The sequence below is a fragment of the Arthrobacter sp. 01L42 genome, assembly GCF_056400005.1.
On the sequence record NZ_JBFTSL010000014.1, the window covers coordinates 36,284 to 53,684 of the forward strand.

A 17,401-nucleotide genomic window follows, 5' to 3' on the forward strand; every position below is an offset into this window, starting at 1 on the left:
CTACGACACCGGGCGGGCGCCCACTGTGGCGTCTTCAGCGCCAGGCTCGGCGTCAACCGGGGTGGCGTCACCGGCAGGCGCCTCGCCGGCACCTGTTTCGGGAACAGCGGCCTTGGCACCGTTCCTGCGGTAGCGAATGACCCCGATCCCCACGACGACGGCGGCGAGAGCCAGCGAGAGCAGCAGCGATTCCCGCGTGGATTCCAGGATCACCATGCCGATCAGCAGGGCCACGATGCTCACGATCGACACCCAGGTCAGGTACGGGAAGAGCCACATTTTCAGCTGGAGGTCCTTGGCGGCGGCGCCCATGCGGCGGCGCAGGATCAGCTGGGAGGTCGCGATGACGAGCCACACGAACAGCGCGATGGCGCCGGAGGTGTTGACCAGGAACAGGAAGACCGTGTCCGGGGCGACGTAGTTCAGTCCGACGGTAACGAAGCCGACCACGGTGGAGGCCAGTACCGCGGCAGCGGGCACGCCGCGCTTGGAAATCCGCATCCACGACTTGGGGGCGTCACCGCGGCGGGACAGCGAGAACAGCATGCGGCTTGCGGTGTAGAGCCCGGAGTTCAGGCAGGAGAGCACCGAGGTCAGCACCACAATGTCCATGATGGTTCCGGCGCCGGGGATGCCGAACAGCTCAATGACCGCGACGTAGGGGCTCTTGGCGACGGAAGCGGAGTTCCAGGGCAGCAGGGTGACCACAATGGCGATGGAGCCGATGTAGAACACGAGGATGCGCCAGACAGTGGACTTCACGGCCTTCTTGACGGCATCGACCGGGTTCTCGGATTCGCCGGCGGCAATGGTGGCAATTTCCGCGCCGAAGAACGAGAACACCACCACGAGGATGCCGGCCAGGACGGCGCCGGGGCCGTTGGGCATGAACCCGCCGTTGCCGATCAGGTTGTCCAGGCCGGGCGCCGGAACGCCGGGGATGAGGCCCAGGATCGCGGCGACGCCGAAGAGCAGGAAGAGCACGATTGCCGCGACCTTGATGGAAGCGAACCAGAACTCGAACTCGCCGAACGACTTAACGGACCCGAGGTTGGTCAGCGTCAGCAGCACCATCAGGGCAAGCGCCCACACCCACTGGTCAATGCCGGGGACCCAGCGGTGCATGATCGCTGCCCCAGCCGTTGCCTCGATGCCGAGGACAATGATCCAGAACCATGCGTAGAGCCAGCCGATGCTGAACCCGGCCCAGCGGCCCAGGGCCTTGTCCGCGTAGGTGGAAAATGAGCCGGTTTCCGGGTTGGCCGCGGCCATCTCGCCCAGCATCCGCATGACGAGGATGACGACGAGTCCCGCCGCGGCGTACGCAACCAGGATGCCGGGGCCGGCCTGCTGGATCGCCGCACCCGAACCGACAAACAGTCCGGCGCCGATCACTCCGGCGATGGCAATCATGGACAGATGCCTGGGTTTCAGGGATTTTGAAAGCTGCTGGTCAGCGGGCATGGAAGCGCCGTCCTTCGTGGGGGGTTCAGGCCCGCTCGATGCCGGCACGGAATCGAATCCATGCTGTGCGGCGGACCACAATGTCGTTTCACACTAGACCGCGCGGCGGACCGTCCGTCTTGTGCAGTCCCACAAATGACGGCGGGTCAGACCGGGCCATCACCCAACGCGAGGGCCATAGGGTCAACCAAAGTTGCCTCACGGGCAATTCGGCAATGTGCCTGAAACCACTGCTTCAGGTACTACCTGCCGGTAACCTGCCTTGCGGCGGCAGGGCGGCGGCGGTCAGTAGTCCGCGTTGCTTGGCACCACGAGGCCGGTCTCATATGCGTACACCACGGCCTGGACGCGGTCGCGGAGGTGGAGCTTGGTCAGGATCCGGCGCACATGCGTCTTGACGGTGGCCTCGGACAGGAAGTATCGGTGCGCGATTTCGGCATTGGAGAGTCCCTCCGCCATCGCCCCGAGCATCTCGTTTTCGCGGGGCGTCAGGTCTTCCAGCAACGGATCCCGCGCCGGGCGTGCGGGGCTGCCGGCCTGCTGGCCGCCGGCGCCGCCTGTCCCTGCAGGATCCGTGCCGCCTGCACCGCGGACATAGGTCTCCAGCAGCCGCTGCGTAACACGGGGTGCCACCACGGCGTCGCCGCTGGCCACCACCCGGACCGCGCTGACCAGTTCTGCCGGCGCCACGTCCTTGAGCAGGAACGCAGAGGCCCCTGCCCGCAGTGCTGCAAAGGCGTATTCATCGAGGTCAAAGGTGGTCAGGATGATGATTTTGGCGTCGGAGCCCGAGGCGGCGATCGCCCGGGTGGCCTCGATCCCGTCCAGCACCGGCATCCGTACATCCATCAGGACGACGTCGGGCGCGAGCTCCCGGACGTGGCGGACCGCTTCGGCGCCGTTGGATGCCTCGCCCACGATGCGCAAATCGTCTTCACCCTCCAGGATGAGGCGGAAGCCCATCCGAAGCAGCGGCTGGTCATCCACCAGCAGGACGCGTACCGGCGTGTTGTCGGACATTGTTCCCCCTTGATTCCGTGGCATTCTCGCCGTTGCAGTTCAGTTCCGCGTGCACGCGCCAGCCGCGGTCACCGGCGCGCCCGGCGTACACGGTGCCAGCGTAGATCCTGGCCCGCTCCCGCATCCCGGCGATTCCATGCCCGGTGCCGAAGGAGTCCAGTGCGTCAGGCTTCGCCTGCGCGCCGGTCCCGGGAGCCCCCGGGTCAACGGTGCCCCTGCCGTCGTCGAGCACTTCAATGGTGACGCGGGAGCCGTTCCGGACAATGCTGACCTCCACCCGGCTGAGGGCGCGGCCGTAGCGCAGCACGTTGGTCAGCGACTCCTGCACAATTCTGTAGACGGTCAGCTGGAACGCCGCATCGTCGGGCAGGGACGGGCCGGTGTGCGTGTAGTGCAGCGGCAGTCCCGCGGTGCGGAAGCCCTCGAGCAGTTTGGCCAGGCTGCCCCCGGCCACCAGCGGCTCGCGCGGGGCATGTCCGGTGGGGGCGTCCTCGCGCAGCACGCCAAGGACGCGCCGCATGTCGGCCAGCGCGGTGCGCCCGGTCCGGGAGAGTTCGGCCAGGACGCCGGCGGCGCGCTCCGGATCCTTCTTGACCACGACGGCGGCGCCGTCCGACAGGCTGATCATGACCGTCAGCGAGTGCGCCACGACGTCGTGCATTTCGCGCGCGATCCGGTTCCGTTCCGTGACCGAGCCCAGCTGCTGGGCCCGGGCGGCCCAGGCCGCGATCTCGTGCTCGTGCTCGCGCCGCTGCCGCACCGAGATCCCGATCCCCGTAGCGATCACATTCGAGAGCGCGATGCCGATGCCCGCCGCGATGCCCGTCAGCAGCTGGAAATTCTCCGGTGTGCGGACCGCCATGTCCGGGAGCCGGCCGTCCAGCGGGCCGACGGCCAGCAGGAAGTACAGGAGCAGCAGCGGAGCGGTGGTCAGGGCCAGTGCGGCGAGGGCGAACCGCCGGGTGCGGACGACGGCGACGGCGTACAGCGAAAACCAGAGCCCGGCGGAGACATTGGACCCCCAGGGATGCAGGAAGGTGACCGCCAGTTCCAGGGCCCCCACAACAGCCGCCACCCGCACCGGATACGCCCGCCGGAAGAGCAGGACCGGCGCGGCCGCGGCGAGCAGCACGGCCACCGGCCAGTCGCCGTGGATGACCGATTCGGCCGCCGTGGGCGTGACCAGGACCAGGTAGCAGAGCACCACCAGGACGTCCATGACCCGCGGATTGGCCAGCAGGTAGCGCCGGAGCCGGCCGCGGCGGCGGGCCGTGAGTTCAGCAAGGGACGCGTCGGCCGGTCCGGCCGGCGCGTCCCTGACAGGTACCGCATCGATCATGCTCTGAGCCTAAATGCTGAAGGGCTTGAACGCTGCCCGTGGCGCCGGCCTAGACGTCCCGCCTCTTGAGCAGGACGGCGGCCAGGAGCACCGGGATGACAACCCAGGCGCCCAGCACCAGGGCCGCCTGCCAGGCTTCGAGGGTGTCCGGGATGTGCTCCACCGCGGTCAGCGGATCCACGGTGTTGCCGGGCAGGTACTTGCGGGCCTCCACGAAGAAGTCGCCCGGAATGAGCTGGAACGCGATGGGTGCCACGAAGAACAGTCCCACCAGGCTCATGATGCCGCCCGCCGAGTTGCGGATCAGCGTGCCCAGCGCCATGCCGATGGCCGCGACCGCCGCCACGTAAATGCTGTTGACAAGGAGCAGCTTGACCGACTGCGGGCTGCCCAGGTCCAGGCCCAGGCCGTAGTTGTCCAGGATCGGCACGGATACGAATCCGGCGGCCAGGGTGGATGCGGCGGTGACGACGAAGGAAGTCACCACCACCACCACGAGCTTGGCCGCGAACGCGGGGATGCGTTTAGGCACCGCCGCGAACGTGGACCGGGCCATGCCCGTGGTGAACTCGGAGCTCATCAGCAGCACGCCGAGGGAGCCCAGGATCAGCTGGGCGAACGCGATGCCGGAGGTGGGCACACTGACGGCGATGTCGCCGCCCTGGGCCGCGAGCCTGGCCCCGACCTCCGGGTCCCGGGCCGCGGCCTCGGAGAACTGGCCCGTCCCCCAGGCCGAAAGCGCCCCGAACCCCACCATGACCACCACTGTTGAGCCGAGCAGGATCAGCGTGGAGAGCAGGGTGCGGAACTTGATGAATTCGGAGTTGAGGACCCGCAGGAAGCTGGGGCCGGGGCCGGAACTGCTGCCGTTTCCGGACCGCTGTGCGTCGGCGCCGCGGCGCGAGGGCGTGGATTCAACGGTTGTGGAGCTCATGGCTTAGTTGCCTCCGGCTTCGACGGGAACGGCGCCCGTGGTGATCAGCGAGTGGTATTCGACCTCATCCTTGGTCAGTTCCATGTAGGCCTCCTCGAGGCTGGCCTGCAGCGGGGTGAGTTCGTAGATCATGACGTGGTTCTCCAGCGCCGCAGTGGCGATCTGGCGCGGGTCCAGGCCTGTGACTTCGAGGAGTTCGCGCTCCTGGACCTCCACCGAGACCCCGGTCCCGGCCAGCAGCTGCATGAGCCGGTCCGACTGGTCGGTGCGGACCCGCGTCCGGCCCTGGCCCTTGCCGGTGATGATCTCCTGGATCGGGGCGTCCGCAATGATCCTCCCGCGGCCGATCACGATCAGGTGGTCCGCCGTGACGGCCATCTCGCTCATGAGGTGGCTGGAAAGGAAGACCGTGCGGCCCTCGGAGGCCAGGTACTTCACCAGGTTGCGGACCCACACCACCCCCTCCGGGTCAAGGCCGTTGACGGGCTCGTCCAGGATGACGGTCTGCGGGTCGCCCAGGAGGGCGGCGGCGATGCCCAGCCGCTGGCCCATGCCGAGCGAGAAGCCGCCGACCTTCTTCCTGGCCACCTCGGCCAGTCCCGTCATCTCAATGACTTCGTGAACCCGTTTCTTCGGGATGCTGTGGGTCGCCGCCATGGCCAGCAGGTGGTTGTAGGCGGAGCGGCTCGTGTGGACTGCCTTGGCATCGAGCAGCGCGCCGACGTCGCGCAGTGGGGCGGCGTGCCCGGTCAGCGGGGACCCGTTGACGGTCACCGAGCCCGACGTCGGCCTGTCCAGCCCCATGATCATGCGCATGGTGGTGGATTTTCCGGCCCCGTTCGGACCCAGGAAGCCGGTGACCCGGCCGGCTTCGACGGTGAAGTTGACGCCGGCGACGGCGGTCTTGTCGCCGTAAACCTTGGTCAGGCCTCGTGCTTCGATCATGGAAGCGTTCCTTTGCGTAGCGGGAGATGATCCGGGGCACCGCAGTCACGGGCCCGTCTGCACACCACGCTACCGAGGCAAGCTGCGTATTTCGCCGGTCTCAGGGATGATTCAGGGGCTAATCAGGGTAGTCCGGGAGGATGACAGGGGTTGGATGACGGGGTTCAGCCGAGGGGCGAGTAGTAGGTCAGCGCGCCGGGGCGGACCGTGAATTCCACCCGCCGCACCCCGGGCATGACCTCTCCGTCGACGGCGAGGACCATGGGCCCGTTCCCGGGTTCCACCGTGATCCGGTCCGTTTCGCTCAGATGGGTGATCCCGGACGTGGCCACGGTGCCCGTGAGCACGGCCCAGAGCAGGCGCAACCGGGCGAACGGCTCATCGGCAGTGATCATCCGCAGGTCCAGGACACCGTCCGCGAGTACCGGGCGCACCAGCGGCGCGTGGTCACGGGGGTAATAGCGGCCGCGGCCGATGTACAGGATCCACAGCCGGTGCCGCACCCCGTTGACGATCAGCGTGGTGGGGGTGCCGGCCGCGAAGGTCCGGAACATGGCCACCACTCCGGCCAGGGGTTTGCCCAGTGCCGGCTGGAGCTGCTCCCGCCGGCGGACCAGGTTCGGGTAGAGGCCGATGCTGGCCGTGTTGAGCATGATCAGCTCGAGCTGCTCCGGGCTGTCGGGGAGCCCGCGCTCGACACTCACGTGGCCGACGTCGGCCACGGCGGCCTCGCCGCGCGACGCCGCCTGCACGGCGTCCGCCAGGGTGGGGGTTCCGGCGTCGCGGGCGAAATGGTTCAGCGTTCCGCCGGGGAGCACCAGCAGCGGAAGGGAACGTTCGACGGCGGCGGCCGCCGCGGCGCCCACGGTTCCGTCGCCGCCCCAGACGCCCAGGGCCGCAATGCCCGGTCGGGTCGCGACCTGGGCGATGCCCGCGTCGACGGACTCACCGGGCCCGATTTCCTTTATATACGCCTTAGGGAATACTTTTTGCAGGGCGTCGACAGTCTCGTCAGCATAGGACCCGCCGAGGGTGTTGACCGCGATGCCGAGCCCCTGGCCGTCCGGTAATTCCGCGGCCGGGGCGGCGCCGCGGCTGGTTTCCGGGAACGGCGGACGGACGGGCCACCACTTCCGCGTCACCATGGCCGCGCCGGCGCCGATCGCGGACCCGAACAGCACATCCGAGGGCCAGTGGGCCCCGGTGTGGACCCGGGAGTAGGCCACTCCGGCCGCGAGGGGGGCCAGCGCCGCACCGAGGGCCGGGCGGACCATGCCGACCCCGAGTGCGAAAGCCACCGCGGAGGCGGAGTGTCCCGACGGCATCGACGAACTCGTCGGCTGCGGGTTCACGAAGCGGAAGACCGGAAGGTGTTCGGGCAGGGGGCGGGCCCGGGGCAGGAGGGTCTTGAACACGACGTTGGTGACCGCCGAGGCGGCGCCTTGCGCGATGAGTCCGTGCACCGCTGCCCGGCGCGTCTTGCCGGGCACCAGGGCCATGGCTCCGGCAACGCCGAACCAAAGTTTGCCCTTGTTGGCGGCGGCGGACAGACGGCGGAAGAAGTCGTCATGGCCTCCTCCCGGCAGATTGGAGACGGCGCGCACCAGTTTGCGATCGAATTTCGACAGGCGGCCGGGGGCCTTCCTCAGCATGGTTCGCATTGGACCACCATACTGCTACCTCGCGGGCAGCGGCTTCGCGGCTCCGGCGAGGACCAGCGCCACCACAATCGGAATCCCGATCGCCAGCAGGGCGGTCCTGACACCGGTGAAATCGCCCAGGTAGCCGAGCAGGGGCGGCCCGGCGAGGAAGGCAATGTAGCCCAGTGTGGACACCACGGACACCCGGGCGGCCGCCTTCTTGGGATCGTCCGCGGCGGCGGACATTCCGATCGGGAACGCGAGGGCCGCCCCCACGCCCCAGAGCACGGCGCCGGCGGCGGCCAGCCAGATGGTGCCGGCGAACACGAAGAGGCAGAGGCCCGCGGTCGCCGCCGCCATGCTGGCCCGCAGCACGGCAACGCGGCCGTAGACGTCGATCGCACGGCCACCGAAGAAGCGCATGGCGGTCATGGCCAGGACGAACGCGGCGAACAGCAGCGCCCCCGTGGACTGTTCGGCGCCCAGGCCGTCAACCGCGGCCTTGGCAATCCAGTCGTTGCCGGCGCCTTCGGTCAGGGTGGCGCCGAGGACGACGACACCGATCAGCAGCGTGCGCCCGTCCCGCCAGGCCGAACCTGCGTTGCCCCGGTCCGCGTCCCCCGCGGCGGGTGCCTCGGCAGGCAGATGGGGCAGGAAATACCGGGGGGCCACCGTGGTCAGGACGGCGACGACGGCGGCTATGACCAGCAGGTGCTCCGGGAGCCCGACCCCCAGGGTGGATAATCCGGCGCCGATCAGGGCACCGACGAACGCGCCGCCGCTGAAGGCCGCGTGGAACTGCGGCATGATGGTGCGCCCGAGCCGGTGTTCGACGTCGGCACCTTCAATGTTCTGCGAAACATCCCACAGCCCGACGCCTATCCCGAAGAAGAACAGGGCAATGGCAGTCCCCGGGATGGAGGCCGCCATCAGGGAGAGCGCGACGCCGACGCCGGCCGCCGCGGCCACGAGTCCGGCGCTGCGGACGGTGTTGGCGGTGCCGATCCGGCCGACGACGAACCCGGCCGTCGGCAGGGCGATCAGCGAACCGACCGCGACGCACAGCAGCAGGGTTCCCATCTGGCCCGCGGTGATCTGCAGGATCTCCGTCACGGCCGGGATGCGGGCTGCCCAGCTGGCGAAAACTAATCCGTTGATCCCGAAGACAAGGAAAGTCGCCCCGGTGGCAGCCTTGAGTTGCGGGACGGTTGCGGTACTGGTCATACGATCACTGCTTCCACCGAGTGCTGGGCGAGTTGGTCAAGTTCTTCAGGGCTGAGCTGCCGGTCGGTCACGATGGCATCCACGGCGTCCAGGGATGCGACGAGGGCGACGGCGGTGGCGTTCCATTTGGCGTCGGCACAGGCGACGATCACCCGGGCGGCGGATTCGAGGCCGGCGCGTTTGACTGCGGCGTCGTCGAGGTCGTGGGCCAACAGCCCGTCCTTGAGGTTCAGGGCGCAGGGCGTGACGACGGCGGTGTCGAAGCGCAGCGAGCGGATGTTGGATTCCGTCATCGGTCCGCGGAAGGAAAGTTCGCCGGGGACGAGGCTGCCGCCGGGCATCAGGAGTTCGGGGCGGCGCCCGGCCGGACCGTCGTCCGCGGACAGCGCGGTGACGGACCGCAGCGACATCGGCATGATCGTCATCTCACGCTGGCGCAACTGGCGGGCGATCTCCGTGGCGGTGGTGCCGCTGTCCAGCCAGACGTGTCCACGGTCCGCGAGCATGGCCGCCACCCCGGCGGCGATCCGCATCTTGGCGGTGTGGTCCTCGAGTTCGCGTTGCCCGTAGTGCGGGTTTTCGCCGCCGAAAACGAGGCTCTTGGCTCCGCCGTGGACCCTCCGCAACACGCCGTGCAGGGCCAGGATGTCGAGGTCACGGCGGATGGTGGCGCCGGAGGCGCCGCAGGCGGCCATCAGCTCGTCCACCGTCACATGCTCCCGGTCGCGCAGCAGTCCGCCGATCAGGCGGTGCCGCTCATCAGTGTTCATGCTCAAATGCTAACGTTTTGTGATCACTTAATCATTTGTTGCGCGTCTCAAATAGCAACGCGGGGTCACTTAGCGCCCATAACCGCCCCCGGAATGGGCGGTATCTGACCCCGCGTTGCTGACCCCGCGATGGCTCTAGCGGGCGCGCTCGACGCGCTTTTCGTCCCAGACCGGTTCGGCGGACTCGTAGACCCTGCCGTCGGAGCCGAAAACCAGGAAGCGGTCGAAGGTTCGGGCGAACCAGCGGTCGTGGGTGACGGCCAGGACGGTGCCCTCGAAGTGGTCGATCGCCCGTTCCAGGGCCTCGGCCGAGTGCAGGTCCAGGTTGTCCGTGGGCTCGTCGAGCAGCAGCAGCGTGGCCCCGGAGAGTTGCAGCAGCAGGATCTGGAACCTCGCCTGCTGGCCGCCGGAGAGGGATTCGTACTTCTGCTCGGACTGCGCCGCCAGCCCGTAGCCGTCGAGGGCCCCGGCGGCGGCTTCGCGGCCCATGCCCGAGCGGTGCTCGTCGCCCCGGTGCAGGATTTCGAGCAGGGTCTTACCCAGCAGGTCGGGCCGGACGTGGGTCTGGGCGAAGAATCCGGGCCGGATCCGGGCGCCGAGTTTCACGGTGCCCTCGTGCGGCACCTCGGCGATCTCGACGTCGGACACCGGCAGGTGCTCCCGCTCGGGATCCGTGCCGCCGGTGGCGAGCAGGCGCAGGAAGTGGCTCTTGCCCGAACCGTTGGAACCCAGGACGCCCACCCGGTCGCCGAACCAGATTTCGGTGGAGAACGGCTTCATCAGGCCGGTCAGTTCCAGTTTCTCGGCCACGACAGCGCGCTTGGCGGTGCGCCCGCCCTTGAGCCGCATCTGCACGTTCTGTTCGATGGGAAGGGCCTCGGGCGGGCCGGCTTCGAGGAACTTCGCGAGCCGGGTCTGCGCCGCGTGATAGCGGTTGGCCATGTCGGAGCGGAACGCGGCCTTGTTCTTGTACATGTTGACGAGTTCCTTGAGCTTGACGTGCTCCTCGTCCCAGCGCTTGCGCAGTTCCTCGAAGCGCGCGTTCCGGTCGGCCCGGGCGTCCACGTAGGACCCGAAGCCGCCGCCGTGGATCCAGGCGCCGGCGCCGTTGATGCCCGGTTCCAGGGTGACGATGCGGCCGGCGGCGTTGTTGAGCAGTTCACGGTCGTGGCTGATGAAGAACACGGTCTTCTTCGAATCATTCAGTTTGGCCTCGAGCCAGCGCTTGCCCGGAACATCGAGGTAGTTGTCCGGCTCGTCGAGGAGCAGCAGTTCGTCGGGGCCGGCGAAGAGGGCCTCGAGGACCAGCCGCTTCTGCTCGCCGCCGGACAGGCTCGACGCCGGGCGGTGCTGTGCCCGGTCGAAGGGCAGTCCGAGGGCGGCCATGCAGACCTCGTCCCAGACGGTTTCGACGTCGTAGCCGCCGGCATCCCCCCAGTCCACGATCGCCTGGGCATAGGCCATTTGGGTGGGCTCGTCGTCGTGCTCCAGCATGGCGAGCTCTGCCTCGTCGACGGCCCGCGCTGCGGCGGCCAGGGCAGGCGGGGCGGCGGAGACCAGCAGGTCGCGGACCGTGGACTCGTCCCGGACCTGGCCCACGAACTGGCGCATGATGCCCATGTTGCCGGACCGGCCGATCACGCCTTCGTCCGGGACGAGATCGCCGGAAATGATCCGGAACAGGGTGGTCTTGCCGGTCCCGTTGGGCCCGATCAGCGCTGTCTTGGTGCCGTCCGGGACCTTGAAGGTCACCCCGTTCAGCAGCTGGGTGCCGTCGGAGAGGAAGTAGTCGATGCCGGATACGTCAATATGAGCCACGCGTTCAATCTTCCCACGGCCGGGAAAGCGTCCGCTCAGCCGGCCCGGGTCAGGAACTCCTTGAGCAGCGGCCCGGAGGTGGTGGCCCCGAGTCCGCCGTCCTCGACGAACACGGCGACGGCGAGGTCACCGTGCACGGCCACGATCCAGGCGTGCGTCTTGGGCGGGGTGTCGTTGCCGAACTCGGCCGTTCCGGTCTTGGCCCCGACGGGCTCGCCCGGGACGGAGGCCAGGAACCCGGCATGACCGCTGGTGACGACGGCCCGCATCATGTCAGCCAGTGCCGCGGCTTCCGCTGCAGTTACCGGCTTTTCGACGGCCGTGGCCGGTGCTGGGGCCGACGGCGTCGCGTCACCGGAGGCCGGGGCAGCCGGCGACGTGCCGGCTGTAGCCGTTCCTGTGGGGGCGGCGCCCTGGGCATCTGGGGGACTGTCGCCCTCGTTCGGATTCAATACCAGCTGGGCGGCCACCGGGGCTCCCTTGGCAACCGAGCCGGCCATGACGGCGGCGGCCAGGGGGGACAGGAGCACTTTGCCCTGGCCGATCATGGAGGCGGCATGTTCGGTTCCTTCGGCCTCCCCGGGGACGGAGCCGAGGAATGCGGCCGCGCCGAGCGCAGGTGCTTCAACTGCCACGCCCAGGGAGGTCGCGGCGGATTCGAGCTGTGCCTGGGTGACGGTGTCGCGGGCGTTGATGAACGCGGTGTTGCAGGAGTGCGCAAAGGCGTCGCGCAGCGTCACGGACCCCAGGGAGGACTCAGGGTATCCCTCGGCGTTCTTGAAGGTGCGGCCGTCCACCGTGAGGGTGGGCGGGCAGTCCACCTTGGAGTCGGGCGTCATGCCGTTGCGGAACATGGCCAGGGAATCGACCATCTTGAAGATCGATCCAGGGGCATACTGTCCCAGCATCGCGGTGTCGTAGCCGTTGCTGCCCGGCCCGGAGGCGGCCGCCAGGACGGCGCCGCTGGAGGGCCGGAGCGCCACAATCGCCGACGCCGGGCCGACCTTGCCGAGGACGTCTTCCGCAAGCTGCTGCAGCTTCGGGTCCAGGGTGGTTTTCAGCGGGGTGCCTTCTTTTATCTCAGTCTGAAAAAGTACGCGGCGTCCCTCGTTGGGCAGAGCCTGCTTCTCTGCGGCGGTGAGGCCTGCTTTCTCGGCGAAGACCTGAATGCCGTCGCTGCCGCGAAGCTGCGCGTCGTATTGCTGTTGCAGGCCACCGGTGCCCGTGGTGTCCCCGGCTTTGAGTGCGCCGTTCGATTTTTCGATCTGTTCTGCATTCGCCTCCGCTGCCGTGCCCAGCAGGGCGCGGGCGAAGGTGCGGTTTGGTGCCAGCGGAAGGGAGTCGCGGATGGCACGGGCGCCGGGAATCTCACCGATCTGAGCGTCGGTGATGGTCCGTCCTTCTTCACGCAAAGTGATGGCGGCAACGAACGCCTCGGGGCCGGCCGCCGCGACCTGCTGGCCGTACGCCGCAGGGTCGACCCCCACCAGTTGGGCAAGCTTGGTGGCGGAATCGGCGGCGTCTGCACCGCCGAGCGCCGGCTTGTCGATGCCAACATTGACCACGGGCCGGTACGTGACCAGCGGGACCCCGCCGGCGCCCAGGATGTCGGCGCGCGACGGCGAATGGGTTGCCGAGCCGACGAGCTCGCCTTCGGCCAGTTCGGGGACCAGGGTGGCCGGGTTCCAGACCGTCAGCCATTTGTCGCCGGACTTCTTGAATTCGGCGAAGGTGGTGTACTTCCACTCTTCGGAGCCGATCTTCCAGCGGTAGTTGAGCGGGACCGTGGCCTTATCGGACTCCAGCGTCAGTTGGCCGCTGTCCACTGCAGGCCGGGCCGGGTCAAGCCCCTTGAATATTTCCTTGAGCTGGTCGTTGGCGGCACCGGAGTCCTTGCCCTCAAAGGCGACGGATCCGACGTCGAGCGCGGACACCGCGGAGGCGAGCTGTTTGGCAGCGCTTTCGGCGCCCTCACGGCCGTCGCCGCAGGCGACCAGCGAGCCGCCAAGAACAAGGCCCACAAGGGCCAGTGCAAGTTTTGATGAGTTCCCCATGGCGCCCATTATGCCCCGGGCCACCGACAATTCTGTTGTCACATAACACCGTCACCTGCCCGCCGGGGACGCCTAGGGCCGCCGGATGATCCTGCGCTGCGCTGCCACGGCGATCGCGGCGGTGCGGTTGTCCACGCCGAGTTTGCCGTAGATGTGCACCAGGTGCGTCTTGACCGTGGCCTCGGAAATGAACAGCTGCTTCGCGATCGCCCGGTTTCCCATCCCGGTGGCCAGCAATCCGAGCAGCTGGACCTCGCGGGCGGACAGGGCGGGCTCCGGATTCCTGATCCGGCCCATCAGCCGGGCCGCGACCTCGGGGGCCAGCGCGGTGCCGCCCGCCGCGGCAGAGAGCACCGCCTGGCGGATCTGGTCGGGCGGTGCATCCTTGAGCATGTAGCCGCTGGCGCCGGCCTCGACGGCGGCCAGGATGTCGGCGTCGGAGTCATAGGTGGTCAGGATGAGCACCGGCGGCGCCGGCTCGCCGGCCTCTCCTGCCTTGATCCGGCCGGTGGCGGTGACGCCGTCCATGCCGGCGCCCATCTGCAGGTCCATGAGCACCACGTCCGCGGGCTCGCCCAGGGTGTGGAGCCTGGCCAGTCCGGCCAGCGCGGCGGCGCCGTCGGCGGCCTCGGCCACCACTGTGATGCCCTCCAGATCACCCAGCATTGCCCGCAGACCGGCCCGGACCACCGGGTGGTCGTCCACCAGGAACACCCGGATGTTGTTCATTTCCGGTCCCCGCGGGCCGGCGCCGGCGCGGCGTTGGAACCGGGTGCTTGGCCCAGTGGCAGCCGGATGGCCACCACGGTTCCCTCACCCGGGGCAGACTCGATGTCCAGCTGCCCGTGGAGGGCGGCCACGCGGTCCCGCAGCGACGTCAGACCATAGCCGGACCCGTCCGGACGGGCCGGCAAGGCCAAGGGGTCGAATCCGGCGCCGTCGTCGTAGATGTCCATGGCCACGTCCGGGCCGAGGAAGGAAAGGGTGACGACGGCGGTGCCCGCCTGCGCATGCGCCCGCACGTTGGCCAGGCTCGCCTGCGCGGCCCGGAGCAGGACCGTCTGGTGGGCGCCGGGGAGTTCCAACGGCACGCCTTCGACGTCGAGGCGGCAACGCAGCCGGGCACCCCGCGCCGCGGTCTCCGCTTCGGTCGTTTCGCACAGCCGGAGAAGTCCGGCCACGAGAGAGCCGTCCTCAAGATCGGGGGACTGCAGGGCCCGGACGAAGTTGCGGGCCTCTGCCAGGTTGGCGGCGGCCGTGTCCCGGACAATGCGGAGCCTGTCCCGTGCCACGGCGGGTTCGCCGTCGTCCAGGGCCTTCTCGGCCGCGCGCCCCATCAGCACAATGCTGGACAAGCCCTGGGCGAGGGTGTCATGGATTTCGCGGGCCAGCCGGGTCCGCTCGGCCAGGGTGCCGGCATTGTGCTGGGTCCGGGCGAGTTCGGCACGGGTGCGGCGGAGCTCTTCGGCCGCCAGCCGCTGGTTTTCCGCCTCCAGGAACAGTGCCCGGTAGGCCAGCCCGGTGACCACAGCGAAGGCTGCGCCGAAAACGGGCCCGAGCACCATGGGCAGCTGCAGCCCCACGCTGGCCGGATCCGCACTGGCCAGATCGGGAGACGCGGTACCGCCGTTGTGGAACCAGAGCGCCGCAATGACAAACACTGTGCTCAGTGCGATCGCCGGCAGCGCCAGCCGGCGCCGGAGCACGTGCAACTGCAGGAAGAACAGCGGGAAGGCCAGCCAGACGAAGTCGGCACTGGCCCAGACCAGCAGCAGCCAGAGGAGGCAGACGCCGCCCAGCCACCAGGCCGAGTAGGGCCGCGGATCGAACCGGGACCGGCGGGCGGCGTGCCGTTTCTCCAGCACGGTGCCCGCGAGGTAGAACGCGGCGAGCAGCACGGCCAGCAACAAAGTGATCCACTCCTGGCCCGTGATGCCGCCGGCCAGGAGCCGGAGCAGCGCCACCAGGAGCAGCACCGCAAAGCCGACGTGCAGGCTCACGCGAAGGACGCGCAGAATGACGGCCGCCCCGGTGGGCTCCGTGCCCGGCGCCGGTGCGCCGGCATGCCCAGCGCCCTTGGGTCCTGTGCCGTTGTGGACCGTGTTGCCGGCGTCGCCCTCCATGCTTCCAGCGTAGTGCCGGTGCGGCGGGGCTCCTGCGGAAAACGGCCCGCCCCCGGCGGAATCAACCTTTTGGTTGATCGCAGGGCCGTCCGACCGGTGCCGGCGGTCCAACCGGGCGGCCGATGCCCTGGAGCCCGGCGGAGGGAAGGCTGGAAGCAACGCCACAAGCGCCTCAAACGACACCACGAAGGACACCATGTATCTCGCCATCCGCGATATCCGCTTTGCCAAGGGACGGTTCGCCCTGATGGGTGCGGTCGTCGCCCTCATTACCCTCCTGCTCGTCATGCTTTCCGGACTGACGGCCGGCCTCGGAAACCAGTCGACGTCGGCCCTCGCCGCCCTCCCGGCCGACCAGCTGGTCTTCGGCGCCCCGGCCGGGAGCGAACCCAAGGCCTCGTTTACCGAATCCGAGGTCACGCGCGCCCAACAGGGCCTGTGGTCGGCGCGCGACGGCGTCGCCCGCGCCGACGCCGTTGGGATCAGCCAGAGCCGCTTCCAGGCACTCGGCGCCGGAGGCGTGCCGGCACACACGGCAAGCGTTGCGGTCTTCGGCACCGAGCCCGGCGCAGGCCTGGCTCCCGCCCCGCTGGCAGAGGGAACCATCGCCGTCGGAGCCGGACTGGCGGAGGACCTGGAGCTCAGCATCGGCAGCCACGCCTCGGTGGGCGGCGCCGACCTCGTGGTGACGGCCGTCGTGCCGGAGCAGTGGTATTCCCACACCGGCGTCGTGTGGACCACGCTGGCCGACTGGCAGAAGCTGGCGCATACCCAAGACGCGGACGCCGCGACGGTGCTGGCCGTGACATTCGACTCCACGTCCGGAACAGGGGTGGATCTCGGTGCCGCCAATACCGCCGCGGGAACCGTCAGCACCACGATCGACGGGTCCTTCCAGGCCCTCGGCTCGTACAAGAGCGAGAACGGCTCGCTGCTGCTCATGCAGGCCTTCCTCTACGGCATCTCAGCCCTCGTGATTGTTGCCTTCCTGACGGTCTGGACGGTCCAGCGCACCCGGGACATCGCCGTTCTGAAGGCACTGGGCGGGTCCGCCCGCTACATCCTCCGGGACGCCATGGCGCAGGCGGCCCTGGTCCTGCTGGCCGGCGCGGTGGCCGGCGGGCTGGCCGGTGTGGCCGGTGGAGTCCTCGCGTCGCAGGCGGCACCGTTCCTCCTCACGCCCTGGACAACGCTGCTGCCCATCGCCGGAATCGTGCTCCTGGGCCTGGCCGGGGCAGCCCTCGCGGTCCGCAGCGTGGCCCGCGTCGATCCGCTCATCGCCCTCGGCGGCAACTGAGCAGCCCCGGCCCGCCCCACATATTCCTAGAAAGGCATATCTCGTGAACTCAACCCTGAACAACACCGCCCTGAACCTCGTCAACGTCACCCTGGAGTACCCGGACGGAGACGGCACCCTCAAGGCCCTGGACTCCGTGAGCCTCAAGGTGAACGCAGGCGAATTCGTGTCCCTGATCGGCCCCTCAGGGTCCGGCAAGTCGTCCCTGCTGGCCGTCGCCGCCACCCTGGTCCGGACCACCGCCGGCCTGGTGGTGGTCGACGGCGAGGACGCCGGCGGATTGCCCGACTCCGGCCGCACCGCACTGCGGCGGGACAAGATCGGCATCATCTTCCAGCAGCCCAACCTCCTGCCCTCCCTCACCGCGGTCGAGCAGCTCGTGATCACCCAGCGCCTGCGCGGCGGGACGGCGCGGGCGGCCGGGGAACGCGCCGCGGCTCTGCTGGACCTTGTCGGCCTCGGGCATGCCCTGGCAAAACGGCCGCACCAGCTCTCCGGCGGCCAGCGCCAGCGCGTCAACATTGCCCGGGCACTCATGGGCAACCCTGCCGTGCTGCTGGTGGACGAGCCGACGGCAGCCCTTGACCACCAGCGCAGCGAAGCGATCATCCGGCTGCTGCGGCAGGTCACCGACGAGTTCAGCGTGGCAACGGTCATGGTCACCCACGACACCGATTTCGTGCCGCTCACCGACGCCGTCGCGAGCATGCGCGACGGACGGCTGTCCGCCAGGGCGGCGACGGCGGCCGCTGCGGCGCCGCGTCGGGGCTAGC

14 protein-coding genes are annotated in these 17,401 nt (G+C 69.1%); 2 read left to right on the forward strand and 12 right to left on the reverse strand.

All coding sequences use genetic code 11. The features are described from left to right. The 12 genes from AC1DN2_RS13385 to AC1DN2_RS13440 form a co-directional block, all read right to left on the reverse strand. Complete coding sequence (locus tag AC1DN2_RS13385; protein ID WP_476850685.1) at window positions 1-1,464, reverse strand: amino acid permease; 1,464 nt, start codon at window positions 1,462-1,464, stop codon at window positions 1-3. A 285-nt stretch (window positions 1,465-1,749) separates the two neighbouring features. Further along, window positions 1,750-2,484 carry a response regulator gene (locus AC1DN2_RS13390; protein ID WP_476850686.1) on the reverse strand — a complete coding sequence of 245 codons (735 nt, stop codon included), beginning with the start codon at window positions 2,482-2,484 and terminating at the stop codon, window positions 1,750-1,752. Next, window positions 2,444-3,823, reverse strand: coding sequence for a sensor histidine kinase (locus AC1DN2_RS13395; protein WP_476850687.1), 1,380 nt, complete (start codon window positions 3,821-3,823; stop codon window positions 2,444-2,446). The genes AC1DN2_RS13390 and AC1DN2_RS13395 overlap by 41 nt, the downstream gene beginning before the upstream one ends. Window positions 3,824-3,872: 49 nt before the next feature. After that, window positions 3,873-4,757: an ABC transporter permease gene (locus AC1DN2_RS13400; RefSeq protein ID WP_476850688.1), complete on the reverse strand. Its 885-nt coding sequence runs from the start codon at window positions 4,755-4,757 to the stop codon at window positions 3,873-3,875. Window positions 4,758-4,760: 3 nt separating this feature from the next. Next, complete coding sequence (locus AC1DN2_RS13405) at window positions 4,761-5,702, reverse strand: ABC transporter ATP-binding protein (protein ID WP_476850689.1); 942 nt, start codon at window positions 5,700-5,702, stop codon at window positions 4,761-4,763. A gap of 164 nt (window positions 5,703-5,866) precedes the next feature. Next, window positions 5,867-7,363, reverse strand: coding sequence for a phosphatase PAP2 family protein (locus tag AC1DN2_RS13410; RefSeq protein WP_476850690.1), 1,497 nt, complete (start codon window positions 7,361-7,363; stop codon window positions 5,867-5,869). A 15-nt stretch (window positions 7,364-7,378) separates the two neighbouring features. Further along, the gene (locus tag AC1DN2_RS13415; protein WP_476850691.1) at window positions 7,379-8,566 is read right to left on the reverse strand and encodes an MFS transporter; all 1,188 of its coding nucleotides are present in this window, start codon (window positions 8,564-8,566) and stop codon (window positions 7,379-7,381) included. Next, a complete protein-coding gene (locus AC1DN2_RS13420) occupies window positions 8,563-9,336 on the reverse strand; it encodes a DeoR/GlpR family DNA-binding transcription regulator (protein WP_476850692.1) in 774 nt (257 codons plus the stop codon). The genes AC1DN2_RS13415 and AC1DN2_RS13420 overlap by 4 nt, the downstream gene beginning before the upstream one ends. A 135-nt stretch (window positions 9,337-9,471) precedes the next feature. Further along, a complete protein-coding gene (locus tag AC1DN2_RS13425; protein ID WP_476850693.1) occupies window positions 9,472-11,154 on the reverse strand; it encodes an ABC-F family ATP-binding cassette domain-containing protein in 1,683 nt (560 codons plus the stop codon). A 35-nt stretch (window positions 11,155-11,189) separates the two neighbouring features. Next, a complete protein-coding gene (locus tag AC1DN2_RS13430) occupies window positions 11,190-13,208 on the reverse strand; it encodes a penicillin-binding transpeptidase domain-containing protein (RefSeq protein ID WP_476850694.1) in 2,019 nt (672 codons plus the stop codon). Between the two features lie 72 nt (window positions 13,209-13,280). Beyond that, window positions 13,281-13,937: a response regulator gene (locus tag AC1DN2_RS13435; RefSeq protein ID WP_476850695.1), complete on the reverse strand. Its 657-nt coding sequence runs from the start codon at window positions 13,935-13,937 to the stop codon at window positions 13,281-13,283. After that, on the reverse strand, window positions 13,934-15,331 hold the full coding sequence (locus AC1DN2_RS13440; protein ID WP_476850696.1) for a sensor histidine kinase: 1,398 nt from the start codon (window positions 15,329-15,331) through the stop codon (window positions 13,934-13,936). Before AC1DN2_RS13440 ends, AC1DN2_RS13435 begins: the two co-directional genes overlap by 4 nt. A gap of 196 nt (window positions 15,332-15,527) precedes the next feature. Here AC1DN2_RS13440 and AC1DN2_RS13445 point away from each other — a divergent pair, with 196 nt between their 5' ends. Together AC1DN2_RS13445 and AC1DN2_RS13450 are read left to right on the forward strand one after the other, a co-directional pair. Then, a complete protein-coding gene (locus AC1DN2_RS13445) occupies window positions 15,528-16,628 on the forward strand; it encodes an FtsX-like permease family protein (RefSeq protein ID WP_476850725.1) in 1,101 nt (366 codons plus the stop codon). 43 nt (window positions 16,629-16,671) lie between these two features. Beyond that, window positions 16,672-17,400 (forward strand): ABC transporter ATP-binding protein, encoded by a 729-nt coding sequence (locus AC1DN2_RS13450; RefSeq protein WP_476850697.1) that lies wholly within the window; start codon window positions 16,672-16,674, stop codon window positions 17,398-17,400. The last annotated feature ends 1 nt before the right edge of the window (window position 17,401 follow it).

Excerpts from the sequence above, each read along its gene's own strand:
- AC1DN2_RS13385 (WP_476850685.1), bottom strand. The coding sequence starts at position 1,464 with ATGCCCGCTGACCAGCAGCTTTCAAAATCCCTGAAACCCAGGCATCTG.
- AC1DN2_RS13390 (WP_476850686.1), bottom strand. The coding sequence starts at position 2,484 with ATGTCCGACAACACGCCGGTACGCGTCCTGCTGGTGGATGACCAGCCG.
- AC1DN2_RS13395 (WP_476850687.1), bottom strand. The coding sequence starts at position 3,823 with ATGATCGATGCGGTACCTGTCAGGGACGCGCCGGCCGGACCGGCCGAC.
- AC1DN2_RS13400 (WP_476850688.1), bottom strand. The coding sequence starts at position 4,757 with ATGAGCTCCACAACCGTTGAATCCACGCCCTCGCGCCGCGGCGCCGAC.
- AC1DN2_RS13405 (WP_476850689.1), bottom strand. The coding sequence starts at position 5,702 with ATGATCGAAGCACGAGGCCTGACCAAGGTTTACGGCGACAAGACCGCC.
- AC1DN2_RS13410 (WP_476850690.1), bottom strand. The coding sequence starts at position 7,363 with ATGCGAACCATGCTGAGGAAGGCCCCCGGCCGCCTGTCGAAATTCGAT.
- AC1DN2_RS13415 (WP_476850691.1), bottom strand. The coding sequence starts at position 8,566 with ATGACCAGTACCGCAACCGTCCCGCAACTCAAGGCTGCCACCGGGGCG.
- AC1DN2_RS13420 (WP_476850692.1), bottom strand. The coding sequence starts at position 9,336 with ATGAACACTGATGAGCGGCACCGCCTGATCGGCGGACTGCTGCGCGAC.
- AC1DN2_RS13430 (WP_476850694.1), bottom strand. The coding sequence starts at position 13,208 with ATGGGGAACTCATCAAAACTTGCACTGGCCCTTGTGGGCCTTGTTCTT.
- AC1DN2_RS13435 (WP_476850695.1), bottom strand. The coding sequence starts at position 13,937 with ATGAACAACATCCGGGTGTTCCTGGTGGACGACCACCCGGTGGTCCGG.
- AC1DN2_RS13440 (WP_476850696.1), bottom strand. The coding sequence starts at position 15,331 with ATGGAGGGCGACGCCGGCAACACGGTCCACAACGGCACAGGACCCAAG.
- AC1DN2_RS13445 (WP_476850725.1), top strand. The coding sequence starts at position 15,528 with ATGTATCTCGCCATCCGCGATATCCGCTTTGCCAAGGGACGGTTCGCC.